This window comes from Streptomyces sp. NPDC057543, from assembly GCF_042801895.1.
Taxonomy (GTDB): Bacteria; Actinomycetota; Actinomycetes; order Streptomycetales; family Streptomycetaceae; genus Streptomyces.
Window position 1 is genome coordinate 21,437 of the sequence record NZ_JBHVFF010000051.1, and the last position, 14,096, is coordinate 35,532.

The following is a 14,096-nucleotide window of genomic DNA, read 5'->3' on the forward strand; positions in this document are numbered from 1 at the left end:
GCAGCGCGCCGGCACAGTTGCGCTGGCCGCCATGAGCGCGACCGGACGATGGTATCGAATGCAGAGCCGCTCCGCGCCGCAGAGCGACCAACAGTGAGTCCAGGTGGAGCTGCCAAGGCACGTGAGGCTGCCGCGAAGTGGAGTCGGAATCTCGTACGGCTCCGCTATAGAGGCTGAGTCGCACTGCTCGGGCACCGTCACGATGCACCACACAAAGAGGAGACGTGTGTTGAAACGCAAGAGACCTATCGGTGGCATAGTCGCGACCTTGGTTGCCTGTGCCACCCTCACCAGCCTCATGCAAATTCCCGCCACGGCGGCGCCGCCCCCCGGCGGAGTCGCTGCCAAGCCGTCGCCCGAGAGCAACCCACCAGCGCCGCCAACCGTGCCACCCAGGCAGCGCGATGCCGTCCTTGGAAAGGGCTGGAAGAAGTCGGCCGACCGGGCCGTGACGGCCGCGGCGGACACGGACGGGCTGAACATCTTGGTCGCCGACAGCACCACAGCGTATGAGTGGAAGACTGCAGCGATCCTTGCTGAGCCGGGGATGCCGGCGGACTCGTGGATCGGCAACCAGTGCGTGATGGACCGTACGCACGTGGCGGCGGTGTACGCGCCGCGCACGGCCACCAACCACCCGGACATGATGCTGGGCGGCGCCTTCACCGCCATCGTCAACACAGAGACGGGGGAGGTGAAGAAGCTTCCGTTCACCGCTTCTCTCGCCTACTTCGACCCGTCCTGCAACCCCGATACGCGCACGGCGACGTTCACCTCGTTCAGGGATAACAAGAGCCGTCTGGTGACCGTCAACACTGCCGGGGAAAGTGTTGCGAATACGGTGGTGACCGGGCAGGTCACCTCCGCCGTCCCGGTCGCGGACGGCGCGATCGCGGCGCGCGGTCCGCACCTCGTGCACATCAACAGCTCGGGGAAGGTCAAGAACCTGGCCGACACCGAGAATGTGCCCTTTGAGATCCGCATCCCGGCCAAGGGCAAGGTCGTCTACCTCGATCGCACGAAGGAATCGGTTCGGGCGCAGTTCAGGGACGGGAGCGGGCGTCCCACGACGATGGCGTCCGGGAAGCTCGGCGACCTGGCGCTGAAGCAGGCGGGCACGCGGCAGGTGTTCCTCTCGGGAGATCCCGAGGGCGCTGTGGACACGGAGGGAACCGGTGTCACGGCTCTCGAGGCGTCCCCTGAGGCTGACGTCTCCAGCCATGGCCGCCTGGCCGTGAACCCTGTCGTCTCGCCGAGCATCCGCACGGGACTGGCCCGCATCAAGGATGCGGGAGGCGGCGGCCCTAGAGGGGCACTGCCGACGTCGGGCGACGGCAGCGCGCAGCCGCCGCTGACCGGTGAGGCGGAACCGCTGACCGTGACGTCCACCGCCATGGCGACGGGGAAGAAGGTCACGCAGAGCGTCCTGGAAACAGGCAGCAGACTGGGCAAGGCCACGCTTTCCCCGGCTCTCCCCGCCGACAAGGCGGGTGCGCGCACCCAGTTGCGGACGGCCGCGGCTGCGGACCCGAACAATCCGGTGGACACGGACCGTTGGTGCTCGGTGCCCCGTAACGACGTGAACAGCCTGGCGCTCCAGCCGACGCCGAATCAGGTCGAGTGGGCGGTCGACATGGCGGTGCGCGGCGAGTTGCGCGCCAACTGGATCACCCAGGGCGGCTGGCGCAATCAGACGGGACTCCAGAGCGATCCCCAGGGGACGTTCCCCAAGCCGGCGTTGACGGGCGGAGGACGCATTCCCGCCAACGTCCTGCTGGGGGTTCTGGCCCAGGAGTCGAACCTGTGGCAGTCCGAGGCAGGAGTGGTACCGGGCCAGATGGGCAGCCCGCTCGCCGCCGTGGCCGGTTTCTACGGACACAAGGGCGACACCGCCGGCGAGTACTGGCAGATCAACTGGGACAAGTCCGACTGCGGATACGGCGTCGGACAGGTCACCGACGGGATGCGCCTGGCCGGGCACGAGAAGCCGGGCGAGACGAGTCTGGCACCGAATGTGCAGCGGGCGGTCGCGCTCGACTACACGGTGAACATCGCCGCGTCCATGTACATCCTCGCTGACAAGTGGAACGAGCTCCACTTGGCGAACCAGTTGCTCACCGTCAACAACGACGACGCCTCCAAGGTGGAGAACTGGTTTGCCGCGCTGTGGAACTACAACCTCGGCTTCAATCCCCGCTCCGAGGAGCAGACGAACGGTAACTGGGGGCTGGGCTGGTACAACAATCCGGCCAACCCCCTTTACCCTGCGGGCCGTGACCCGTTCCTGGACGCGGACGTGGATCCAGAGCACTGGCCGGAGGATGCCGCGCATCCGCAAGAGTGGCCGTATCAGGAGAAGGTGATGGGCTGGGCTGCATGGTCCATCGATGCCGGCTACTCGTACGCCACCTCAGGCCGTCAGGACTGGGAGGGTGAGGACGGCTACGATTCGGCCGGGTTTAGGCCAGCGTGGTGGATCAGCAAGGCTGACCGCACTGCGGTCAAGCCGCCCCTCGACGCCTTCTGCAACGAGCGGAACAAGTGCAACGCAGCCGCTCCGCCGGACTGTCCCGATGCCGCGTGCTACACCCAGTACTGGTGGAATGCGGGGAACGTGACGTGGAAGGACTGCTCGGACTCCTGCGGCAATGAAAACATCAAGTACGCAACGCTCAGAGCCGAGCCCGGCCGAGGCTACCGCCTTCAGTACGGCACTCCGGAATGCGAAAAGACCGGACTGCCGTCTGGTGCTCTGGTCATCGACGATGTCCCCGCCAGCACCGAGACCTACAGCGACTGCGGCACAACTTCCTCAAACGGCAGCTTCCAGTTCGAGTTCAACGCCGACCTCTACGGCCTGTACGAGGCCAAGGGTGACCTCCACCAGATCGGCGGCGGCTACGGCGGCCACTTCTGGTACGCCCACACCCGCGACAGCGCCCATCTCGGCGGCCCTGGCGAGCGGATGACTGTGACCGGCACCTGGACTTTGGGCAAGAGCCTGGACCAGTGGGCACGCGTCTTTGTACACCTCCCCGACACCGGCGCACACACCCAGCAGGCGCACTACCGCATCGATTTGGGCAACGGAACCACGCGCGACCGCTACATCAACACCCGCTACCGGAAGAACACCTGGGTCTCCCTTGGCACGTACCGGTTCCAGGGGACACCAAAGGTGGTTCTCGACAACACAGCCGACGATGGGACCGCAGACGTAGATGTCGCCTGGGATGCCGTCGCCTTCCAGCCCTTGTCCGCCAAGCCCAAGGACATGATCGTCATCATGGGCGACTCGTACACTTCAGGAGAAGGGGCCGGCGACTATGCGACGAACAGCAACCTCCACAACGGCAAGCCCACCTGGAACGCCTGCCGGCGCAGCGCCAACTCCTGGTCCCGCAAGGCGACACTGCCAGGTGCAGTCACCACAATTGGCGAAATGATTACGTCGCACTCTGCTGCGCTTGACCTCCAGGACGTCTCATGCTCGGGAGCGCGCACCTGGCAGATGACCAGCGTTAACCCACAGAAGGACGGCAACGACCATTGGGGCTACGACGGCAACTTCCATGAGAAGACACAGGTCGATTCCGGTGTACTGAGCAGGGACACCACACTGGTCGCCATGACCGTCGGCGGCAACGACGCCTTTTTCCCGCAGGTCATGGAGATGTGCGCCATGACCGGCTGCCCCTCGGACGACGACGTTCGCGGCGACATCGACAAGGCAATGGTGAAGGTCGAGGACGTCCTGCGCGAGGTCCACGGTGAAGCATCCAATGCCAAGATCTTGCTGATGGGCTATCCACAACTCTTCAACCAAGATTCCCTCACCTGTGTGAGCGGCGTCGGCGGTGTGGGCATGGATCGCCTGAACGACCACGCCCGCTACATGGAGGACAAGCAACGCGCCCTCGCGACGAAGCTCAAGCAGGAGGGCCTGCCCGTCTCCTTTGAGTCTCCCGACACGGACTTCGCGGGGAAGCGGGCGTGCGATGACCCGGAAGGAATCAACAAGATCGTGAAAGCTCCGGTAGGTGACGGCGACTTCCGCTGTGAAGTCGGTGGCAGCTGGTGCGTCAGCCGGGAGAGCTATCACCCCAACGGCCTGGGCACGGCGCTCTACGCGGCAGCGTTTCGTCGTGCGGTGAGCGGGCTGTAGCCGACGTGAAGAATGAAGGAATGGGCGGGAGCGCGCTGTGGGCCAAGGTCCTCGGTGCGCTCCTGCTCGCCCTTATCGCCGCCATCATCGCTGTCTTCGTGAACGCAGGTGAACGCGAAGACTCTCGAAAAACGGAGGCGTTCGAAGCGACACGCCTCGACGCGCAGCACTACGCACGCGCCATCTCCGACCATCTAGCGAAGGCCGGACAGGCCGCTGACAGGGAGCAGCTCCGAGCGCTGTTGAAGGCGAGCGTGCCTAAGGGAGTGCTGGTAGCAGTACAGGAACAGGGCTCGAAGACAGTCGTACTCGTCCAATTCGATGGCCTCTACGAGCGTGCAATAGCCATTCTCGGCCCATCGACCACATCGGTGAGCCGGTGCTTCGCACTGGACTTCGCGCAGCACCCCAAAGGAAATGTCGATGTGGGCATCAAAGCACAAACCTCGGACCAGGCGTGCACGGATCTGATGCCTGGACAATTGGATTCAACTGTTCCGGCAGGACGACAAAACGCGGGTGCACGTCTTGGGGTGCACCCACGGCCCCGGCGTTGTTCCGTTGTGTCCGACTTCGTAGTGGTTGATTAGATTGAAGTTCCCCCACGGCGGGCAGCCGCTGCCCCTTTCAGCCTGGATTCACCGAGTGACGGTCGGCCTGTGGATGAGGAATTGAGCAGAGGTGCCTGCTGACCTGGCCCTATGAGGGCCGGGCCCCCTTCCCTGCTCAGCCTGGCGGTGCCTACCGTCCGGGTATGGAACTGGCTCGGGAAGGAGGCCTTCGGGGGCTTCCCCATGATTGTGGACACCGGTTGTCATGCGGCGGTGGCCAGCTTATTAGTTGATCGCTGTTCGTAGGTGATCGGGCTGATCTGGCCGAGGCGGGAGTGCCGTCGGCGGGTGTTGTAGCGGGTCGCCTAGCGGAAGACCGCGAGGCGGGCCTCACTCGCCCCGTTCCACCGCTTGCGGCCCTGGAGCATCTCGCGCTTCATGGTCGCGTTCAGACTCTCCGCGGCGGCATTGTCCGCACTTGTGCCGACCGCGCCGCGCGATCTGGTCACGCCCAGCTCCGAGCAGACCCGGGCGAACTCCTTCGACACATATTGCGCCCCGTTGTCGCTGTGAAATATCGCCCCGCGCAGACCGTTCGGCTGCGGGCCCTCGCTGCCGCCCTGAGCGCGTCGGTAACCAGCGAGTTCCGCATGTGGTCGGCGATCGACCAGCCCGTCAGACGTTTCGAGCACAGGTCCAACACCGTTGCCAAATAAAGGAATCGGCCGTTTGCGATTGGGAGGCGGGTGATGTCTCCCACATACCTGGTGTTCGGCTCCTGGGCAGCAAAGTCCCGCTGGAGCAGGTCCGGCACCGGTGTCGCTGACGGCTCGGGAATGGTGATGCGGACCTTCTTGCGCAGGTGCAGCCCGACGATGTGGAACGTGCGCATGACGCGCTCGACCCGCTTGTGATTGACCAGCCTCCCGGCCTCCTTCAGCTCGGCGGTGACGCGCGGAACCCCATAGGTGCCGTCCGATTCCTGATGGATCCGGTTGATGTGCTCGGCGAGCTCGGCATCCGCCCTCGCCCGGCCGGCCCGCGCGGATGCGCCAGCCGGCCACCGGTAGAAGCCGGAACGCGAGACCGCGAGTATCCGGCACAGCCGCTTGGCGCCACGGTGATCCTCGACGAACTGGAAGCGGCTGCTCACCAACTGGTCTCCGCCGCCAAATACTTCGCGGCCCTCCGCAGGATCTCCCGCTCGAGCTCAAGTTCCTTCACCCGCGCCCGCAGCTGCCGGTTCTCCTTCTCCATTGCGGTGGCCTCCACGACCCCGGGCCGGGCGGTCTGCTCGGCATCCCGCACCCACGTGCGGAGCGTCTCGTGGTTGACGCCCAGGTCCTTGGCCACCGACGCGTACGTCCCACCCGGGCTGGAGTGGTACAGCGCGACGGCATCGGCCCGGAACTCAGACGAGTACTTCGACGTCCCCAACGGGAACTCCTGTCCTATGAATCACCACGATCCAATGATCAGGGTGTCCACGCTCAAGGGGAAACGCCCAACGGGCCCTGACCCCGGATCTTGGACACCGGAGAGACTTGGATCTCGATGGTCCAGGAGAACGGAGTCCCTGTGGGGATGAAGCACTACCCCGCCGAGTTCAAGGCGGACGCGGTCGCGTTGTACCGGTCCCGTCCAGGAGCAACGATCAAGTCGGTCGCCACCGACTTCGGAGTGAACACCGAGACGCTGCGGAACTGGATCCGGGCCGCTGACGGACGCCGGTCCGGCGCTCACTCCACACCTGCGGCGGCGCCGCGGCCCGACGGTGACAGGGTTCAGGCGGAGCTGGCCGCCGCGCGGAAGAGGATCCGCGAGCTGGAGGAGGAGCGCGACATCCTCCGCAAGGCAGCCCGGTATTTCGCGGGAGAGACGCGCTGGTGAACCGCTGCCAGTTCGTTGAGGACCACCAGCGCCGGTTCGGCGTCAAGCGGCTCTGCGACATCTTGGGCATCACCCGCTCGAGTTTCTATTACTGGCGCCGCACCGCCCCGGACCGCGCGGCCCGGCTGGCCGCCGATGAGCGGCTCGCGGCCCGGATACGCAAGGTCCACCGCGACTCCGACGGCACCTACGGAGCCCCGGGAGTCACCGCCGAGCTCCGCGACGAGGGCGGTCAGACGGTCAATCACAAGCGTGTCGCCCGGATCATGCGCCATCGGCCTTGAGGGTGTGCGCCTGCGGCGTCGGCACCGCACCACCGTCCCGGACCCGGCCGCGGCGAAGGCGCCGGACCTGATCGGCCGGGACTTCACCGCCGATGCCCCGAACACGAAGTACGTCGGCGACATCACCTACCTGAGCGTCGGCAGCGGGAGGTTCTGCTACCTCGCGACCGTCATCGATCTCTGTTCACGACGTCTGGCCGGATGGGCGATCGCCGGCCACATGCGCACAGAGCTCGTCACCGACGCCCTGGCGGCGGCCGAGCGGACGCGCGGCAGCCTCGCCGGAGCAGTGATGCACACGGATCACGGGGCCCAGTACACGAGCCGGCCCTTCGCCGACGCCTACCGCCTCGCCGGCGTCCGCCAGAGCATGAGCGCAGTGGGCAGCAGCGCGGGCAACGCCGCCGCGGAATCGTTCAACGCAACCTTCAAAAGGGAGACGTTGAAGGGGCGAAAGGGCTGGTCGAGCGAGCGTGAGGCCCGCCTCGACGCCTTCCGATGGCTGTCCCGCTACAACACCCGACGCCCGCATTCCCGGCTCGGCCAGCGATCCCCGATCGCTTACGAGAACACCTTCCACTCAACATCAACTACCCTGACCCGAGCCGCATAGACGTGTTCAAGATCCGGGGTCAAGGCCCGTTGGCTGACTACCCCAACACAGTGACAGATGCTTTGCAAGGAATCCGCCCCTTCACTGTGATGAGGCGCCAGGCGCCGCGCCTCCCCTCGGTGCGCTCTGGGCTTCTTGCCTGGTAGGTACGGGCCCTCTCAGCAGCCCGGTGGCCCGGAAGCTGAAGCGCTTCCGGGCCATTAGGCGTCCCCATTCCTCCCCTGATTCAGGAATTCTCGGCGACCCCACCGCCCGTTACCGACAGCTCGTACGTTCCGGTCGAATCCGACGTGGGACCGGATCTACGCAGGAGCGCGTGCGCCTTTTCGGATACGAACATGGCACTAACGATTGGGCGGTGTTCCTTGGAGTACAAGGCGTCGACCTGCTGCTTGGCCGTACTCAGCCAGGCCACCGCGCGCTCGCTGTCCCAGTTCGGTATCCCGGTCTTCACGCAGTCCTTCAGGAATGCTCCGGCTTTCGGTCGGTCGGCGTCCACCAGGCAGGAGAACCCGATGATGTCGCCCTGCTGTGTAGGGACGCCGGCGATGGAGAGTTGCTTCTCGCCGCTGCCCGACACGGAGCCGGTGAAGTGCCAGACGTTTTTGTCCCCGGGGGCATCGATCAGCCGCTGTTTGCCGAGGGAAACGTCCCAGCGTCCGGCCAGGCCAGTCAGGAAGTCGTCCACTCGGTAACCAGGTGTGATGACCTTGGGTTCCGCCAGCGCTGGCGCCCGGTCGGCCGGCAGGGCCTCGCTCGGCCATTGAGAGGCCGAAGGAGGTTTCGTCGCAGTGAGTCCTGGAAGGGTCCTTTTCGGCGTTGCAGGGGCGTCACCGGGGTAGACGCCGGGGCCCGGCGTCGCTTTCTGCTGTGTGCAGCCGGCCACGGTGACAGCAGCCGCGAGAGCGACTGCCGTCACCACCTGGCGGCGCATCAAGCGTGCACGTCTCATCAGTATCCGAACTTGCAGTTACCTGCGTCGGGATTCGCCGCAGGGACGAGGGCAACGGCGTCGAACGCGACATTGGCGTCACCCGTGCCTGGGTCGTGTTCGTTGTCCATCTCTATGTGCCCGCCCTTCCAGAACCTCATCGAGCCCAGTTTGAACCACGTGTCCTTGCCCTTGCTCTGGTTCGCCTGACCGACCCTGCAGGTGTCAGGCCCGAGCCCTTCGGCGTTGGGACCGGGGTGAACGGTGTAGCGCACAATCGCCTCTGCGCCGTGGTTGGGCAGGTGGATCCACACGTTGTACCGCGCGCCCGCCTTGTTGGCAGCCGGTAGGTTCGTCGGGTTGAGTGTCCACCGCCCCGTGACCTTGTGGAAGAAGTCGCCTTCCGGGTAGGAGTGGGTAAAAAAGACGTGGCCGTTGTACCCAGCGCCCAGCTGATGGACGTCGATCTGCGCAATGGCTGGGGTGGCTCGCCATGTCGCGAGGTCATCGCGATACGTGAGGAGGCTGTCCCCGTACTGAAGGGTGAACTTGCCGTCCGAGGCGGCCTCGTAGTCCCCGCAACCGTAGACGTCCTCACGGCCATTGAGGTCGTCGATGATTATCGTGCCGGGGGTGCCGTCGGGCGTCGTCATGCAGGGCCCGGACGGGTATTTGGCGATGAGTGCGGGTTCACTCGAGCCAAGAGCGTACTTCAGCGTCTCCACGGACGAGTTGCCGGTGTCCTGAGCGCTGCTGAGCCACGAGGCGCTGCCGGCCCAGCGACAGGTATCGTTCCAGGCAGGGCAGGGGTCGGCTGCTTGCGGCGTGCAGTTGTTCACCGTGGGTGAGCAGAAGTGGAAGTAGTTGCCCGGCAGGTTCATCTGCTCGAAGTTGATCAGCCCCGGGAAGTCCGGCTTCTCGTAGGACTCCTCCCAGTCCCACGTCTTGTGCGGGGTCTCCGCCCAGCCCAGGACCTTTTCCTGGTATGGCCAGTCTGCAGGGTGGGAGGCGTCGTCGTAGCTGTCCCGGAGGAACGGCGTGCGGTCCGCCGGATACTCCGGGTTGGCCGGGTTGTTGAAGTAGCCGAGGCCGCGGGGCTGGCTCGAATCGGTGTAGACGCCGCTGTTGTAACCCCATAGCGCCATGTACCAGTTCTCGATGTACCGAGGGTCGCCGCTGTTGGCCTCCATGCCCAGCGCCTTGAGCTGGTTCCACTTCTCGGCGAGGATTTGCATGCCGGCCGCGATGTTCGTCGCGTAGTCGGTGGCAATGGCACCAGCTCGCGTGGTGTCGAGCGGCGGAGTGTCGTCGTCGGCCATGCCGGTGGTGACCTGGGCGATGCCGTAACCGCAGTCCGACTTGGCGCTGTCCGGGTAGTAGTGGATGCTGGCTCCGTTGCCGAACCAGTCCGCCTGGAGGACGTTGCCGGCCGCGCCGTTCATCGAGTGCCAGGAAGCCTGCTTGAAGTTGGACTCCTGGGCGAGGATGCCGAGGACCACCTGGGCCGGGATATCACCACCGCCGGTCAGCACCGGCTTGGGGAAGAGGCCCTGCGGACTGTACGCGGGTAGGCCCGTGTCGTGCCAGTTCGCCGACCGCTGCAAGGTGAGCCGGCCATGAACGGCTTGGTCGACCGCCCACTCCACCTGGTTGGCGCTCGGTTGGAGCGCCTGCCGCTTCGGGTTGTTCCGCTTGACCAGGCAAGGGATGTCGTATCCCTCTACCTTCCCGTCGCGGACGAAGACCTCGGCACCATGGCTGGAGAGGCAGAACGACTCCTTGGACCCCTCGCCGCAGGTGAGGGGCTCCACATCGTCCCTCGGCTGTGCGGCCGCACCGACTGCCGCCACCGAAGCGGCGGTCTTGGTGGTGTCGGGGGCGGTGAAGGCAGCGGGATCCATTGCGGGAGCATTTGCCGCGCCCGGCTTCACCCGCGTGGTGTTGGCATCGAAGGCGATCGTGGACTTGGTCCCCGTGCGGGTGGCCGTCGCCTGGATTCGGATCAATCCAGCGGCCTGGCCGTCGCCGGTGGCCTCTGCTTCCGGTGTGCCTTCGGGCGCTGTGACGCCCTTCAGTTCGTCCGAGACCATCGACGTGGTGATCAGGTGGCCCTCACGTGACACACTCGCGGGGCGTCCGGTGAAGGGCTGGGCTTTGAGGCCGGGTGCGTGCGAGGTGTCGACGCCGGCCACGTCGCCGACTACGAGAGAGCCGCCCTTACGGGGGAACAGCTTGAGTTTGCCAACCTCTCCGGAGCCGAGCGTGGTGAGTTTCCCGCCGTGCCAGCGGTTGATGACGCTCTTGCGGTCTTTCACGACGCCGAGGTCGAGGGCGCCGTCGGCGGAGGGGATCAGTTCGAAGACCGGCCCAGGCAGCGCGGTTTGCTTCTGCGCCCGCGTTGTCTTGCCCTTGCCGGTCAGCTTCACCAGGTTGCCGTTAAGCACTCCGTAGTCGCCGCTCGAGGTGGGCAGCAAGTGTGCGATCTGTCCGGTGACCTTCCGGTTGGCAGTGGCTTTGCCCGTCGCAGCGTCCGCTTCGATGACCATGGTCGTCCCGGCGTTGTTGTCAGTGGCCGTACTGCTGGCGAACAGCACCCGGTCGTCGTCGCCGCAGCCCGGCGAGTGGTACGAGAGCTGGACGCCTTGGGCGATCTCGGTGACCTTGCCGTCGCTGAGCCGTATGACGGCGGCGAACGCCCCGCGGTAGGTAGCGCCCGGTTTATTGACCCACAGTGCCGGCATGTAGACGGCCGCCGCGTACCGGCCGGAGCCGGTGGCGCACACGTACCCTGTCCACGGCCCTGCGTCGATGTCTTTGCGCTGCAGGGAGGCGACCTCGTGGAAGGTGTATCCCTCCCGCTCCGCGGCCGTCACGACGTGGAAGCCGTCGGAGTCCCCAGTCCCGCTGACAACGATGTCCTCAGACTTTTCGAATCCGTCGCCAAGGGCCTTCTCGGGCGTGGAGAAGAGGACGTTCGTCGTGGTGTCTGCCGCCTCGGCGGGATTGTCCTGGGCCACGAGCGGGATCAGGGCAATCGAGGAGGCCAGCACGGCGGTCGCGAGCCCTTGACCGGTGAGTCGTTGGCGGAGCGTTCGTGTGCGCTTCAGCATGTGCCGTCTCATATCCAGTCCGTGCAGTCACCGTTGATGAGTGCCGTGGGAATTACCTTGCCGCCCTCTTCATAGAGCAGGGGCTCCGGTTCCCAGTTGTCATTCCGCCTGTTCCAGCAGGCTTTGCTGGTCATCTTCCAGTCGCCCATGGGCGAGACGCCGCTCGGGTTGGACGTGGTGATGCTGGGGGTGGGGCGGGGCGCCGCGAAACCTCCCAGCGTCGGGGTCTGCCACAGCGCGGCATACACCGGCTGCTGGTAGAGCGGGTTGACGCTCACCTTCGCCCAGGTGGCCTGGCATGCGGGCGACCACACCAGCTTGATTTCGATGTCATTGCCCTGGTTGATCTGTTCGATGACCTGGGCGTCGGCGTCGCAGCCCATGACAATCGGGTCCTTGCCCGTACAGCCCGACCGGGTGCACCCAGCGGTCTCCGCGGCCGCGGCCGAGGTCGCCGCCAGCGTCGGGGACAAACAGAGGAGCACCAGTGCTGCTCCCACCCGGCCCCATCTTCGCGTGCGCATAACGTTCTCCTTAAGTTAGGTGAGAGGTAGGGATTTGAGGTAGGTATCGCTGCTCCTGCGGCTCGGCGAGGCCAGCGTGCTTGGCGGCAGGCAGGCCAAATGGCTTCGCCGCCGGGTTGGTATCCGCGTGCTCTCTGCTGCGTATCCGTGCAGCAGTGCCTCGGTCCAGATCGATCAGTAGTACATGGCTGAATCGATGCTGCTCCTCGGCCCGACCTGGTCGGCCGCCGACGCAGCGGGTGCCACAGCAAGCAGGACGCCAGATATGCCCACACACCGGACAACGGCCTTCGCCTTTCCCCTTCGTAGTGACGGTCAGGTAGCTGTAGCGTACAGAGAGTATCGCATTGGATGCGCGTGCGGGCGGGCTTGTTGATCTCGCTCGTGGAGGATCGACGTTCGGTTGCTGATCAAGGTGTCAGCCCACTGGCCCGACCTACGACACCAGGGGTGCGAGCCAGTCCGTTTCTGACAGTTGCCTTCGATGGGCACAGTTCGCAAAGGTCACCAACTCCGGAACGGAGGCGGGCCTGACCGGGATGGACATACCATCACGGCGACCTGCCATGCAGTTTGTGGGCGCTGGTCGAGCCCGTGATCACAGCGTGGAAGTGCATCCGTCGGTCAGTGGCCACCAGGGCAGATATGCGATGCAATAGATCGTCAACGCGATCCAGTACCAGAACAGCAACGGCCGCCAGTGGGGCCTGCTGCCCCACGATCTGCCGCCCGCCCATGCGGTGAAGTACTACTTCTACAAGTGACGCGACGATGGCACCCATCAGACCATTCATGATTTGCCACGATGGCAACTGCGCTAGAAGAAGCGGCGATTAGCCGACCCGAGCCCCATCGATGCGGACACGGAGAGCATCCGTGCCGCCGTCGGCGCCCCGGCCGCCACGACGCCAAGGAGGCGGGGAACGGGTGCCGGGGCGGAAGAGATGCCCGGCGGTGGACGTACGGGCTCTCGTCGTCGAGGCCCTCGTCCGCGCCTCATCGCGCTGCTGGATGGCGTGGCCGCCAGGTGGACACCGCGAAGAAGGCCCTGTCTGACCAGGCGTTCAAGAAGGCCGTCGTCGACCACGGTAAGCAGTACGGCATCGACGTCGAGATCTGCCTTCATCAGACGGGGTCGAACTGTTCAACCTCGGCCGGGTGCCAACCGAGCGATACCGGTACTGCGGCAACAAGATCCCAAATCCCTGGCCCCTGGCCAACCACGCCTGACGGCAGAGACCGTGGAGAGCCCGGTGCGTGGAAACGCGCACGCCGGGTTCGGCGAGCGGCCCGCAGAAACGGGCCGGTGGCAACACCGGCACCGCGCTGCGGGCCGACTCAACCACCCCGGCGCACAGTTGCGCTTCACCGACCTCGACGGACTACGGCTCACCTGCTTCGCAACCAACACCAAAGGCGGCCAGCTCGCCGACCTCGAACTGCGTCACCGCCGCCAGGCACGCTGCGAGGACCGCATCCGAAACGCCCGCGACACCGGCCTGCGCAACCTGCCCCTGCACGACACCGCACAGAACCAGATCTGGCTGGAGATCGTCTCCCTCGCACTCGACCTCCTCGCCTGGATGCCGATGCTCGCCCTGACCACAGAAACGCGCCGCTGGGAGCCCAAGAAGCTCCGCCTGAGGCTGTTCTCCGCCGCCGCCCAGCTCGTCACCACCGGCCGCCGCCGCTGGCTCCGCTTCACCACACGATGGCCCTGGACCAACGAAGTCATCCAGGCAATCCGGCTCAATGCCCTGCCGAGCCCCGGCTGACCAGTCACACCGACCGCCCCAACGATCCGCATCACCGCACCGGGAAAGTGGAACCCGGCGCCCACCCGACGCGAGCCGGGCCGCCAACCTGCCCCAACCCCGAAAAGACCGCACCTCGCAAGCACGAAGACCCCGTCAGCGAACCGACGAGGACTCATGTAGGGTCGGGGGCTGGCGCGGTGGCGTAGTACGTACGCTCCGTTTCCAGCCCCCGCCACATCGAACCGTGCATGCGGTTCTCCCGCACACGGCT

At 65.7% G+C, this 14,096-nt stretch carries 6 protein-coding genes and 2 pseudogenes; 4 read left to right on the plus strand and 4 right to left on the minus strand.

Going from position 1 to position 14,096, the window contains the following annotated elements:
- The first annotated feature begins 226 nt into the window (after positions 1-226).
- Together ACFU8Q_RS11780 and ACFU8Q_RS11785 are read left to right on the plus strand one after the other, a co-directional pair.
- Positions 227-4,165: a hypothetical protein gene (locus tag ACFU8Q_RS11780; RefSeq protein ID WP_384451362.1), complete on the plus strand. Its 3,939-nt coding sequence runs from the start codon at positions 227-229 to the stop codon at positions 4,163-4,165.
- A gap of 5 nt (positions 4,166-4,170) precedes the next feature.
- The gene (locus ACFU8Q_RS11785; RefSeq protein WP_384451365.1) at positions 4,171-4,755 is read left to right on the plus strand and encodes a hypothetical protein; all 585 of its coding nucleotides are present in this window, start codon (positions 4,171-4,173) and stop codon (positions 4,753-4,755) included.
- A gap of 224 nt (positions 4,756-4,979) precedes the next feature.
- Here ACFU8Q_RS11785 and ACFU8Q_RS11790 read toward each other — a convergent pair.
- Positions 4,980-6,153 (minus strand): annotated as a pseudogene (locus ACFU8Q_RS11790) (IS3 family transposase).
- 141 nt (positions 6,154-6,294) lie between these two features.
- On the opposite strand from ACFU8Q_RS11790, the pseudogene ACFU8Q_RS11795 reads away from it, so the two are divergent.
- Positions 6,295-7,503: pseudogene (locus ACFU8Q_RS11795) on the plus strand (IS3 family transposase).
- Positions 7,504-7,729: 226 nt separating this feature from the next.
- On the opposite strand, the gene ACFU8Q_RS11800 reads toward ACFU8Q_RS11795, so the two are convergent.
- The 3 genes from ACFU8Q_RS11800 to ACFU8Q_RS11810 form a co-directional block, all read right to left on the minus strand.
- Positions 7,730-8,191 carry a hypothetical protein gene (locus ACFU8Q_RS11800; RefSeq protein ID WP_384451368.1) on the minus strand — a complete coding sequence of 154 codons (462 nt, stop codon included), beginning with the start codon at positions 8,189-8,191 and terminating at the stop codon, positions 7,730-7,732.
- 263 nt (positions 8,192-8,454) lie between these two features.
- A complete protein-coding gene (locus ACFU8Q_RS11805; RefSeq protein WP_384451370.1) occupies positions 8,455-11,544 on the minus strand; it encodes a hypothetical protein in 3,090 nt (1,029 codons plus the stop codon).
- Between the two features lie 8 nt (positions 11,545-11,552).
- The gene (locus ACFU8Q_RS11810) at positions 11,553-12,068 is read right to left on the minus strand and encodes a DUF2690 domain-containing protein (protein ID WP_384451373.1); all 516 of its coding nucleotides are present in this window, start codon (positions 12,066-12,068) and stop codon (positions 11,553-11,555) included.
- Between the two features lie 944 nt (positions 12,069-13,012).
- Here ACFU8Q_RS11810 and ACFU8Q_RS11815 point away from each other — a divergent pair.
- Positions 13,013-13,843 carry a transposase gene (locus tag ACFU8Q_RS11815; RefSeq protein WP_384451375.1) on the plus strand — a complete coding sequence of 277 codons (831 nt, stop codon included), beginning with the start codon at positions 13,013-13,015 and terminating at the stop codon, positions 13,841-13,843.
- The last annotated feature ends 253 nt before the right edge of the window (positions 13,844-14,096 follow it).

What these genes read in the sequence shown, in the direction of transcription:
- ACFU8Q_RS11810 (WP_384451373.1), bottom strand. Translation starts at nt 12,068, where the DNA reads ATGCGCACGCGAAGATGGGGCCGGGTGGGAGCAGCACTGGTGCTCCTC.
- ACFU8Q_RS11815 (WP_384451375.1), top strand. Translation starts at nt 13,013, where the DNA reads ATGCCCGGCGGTGGACGTACGGGCTCTCGTCGTCGAGGCCCTCGTCCG.
- ACFU8Q_RS11805 (WP_384451370.1), bottom strand. Translation starts at nt 11,544, where the DNA reads ATGCTGAAGCGCACACGAACGCTCCGCCAACGACTCACCGGTCAAGGG.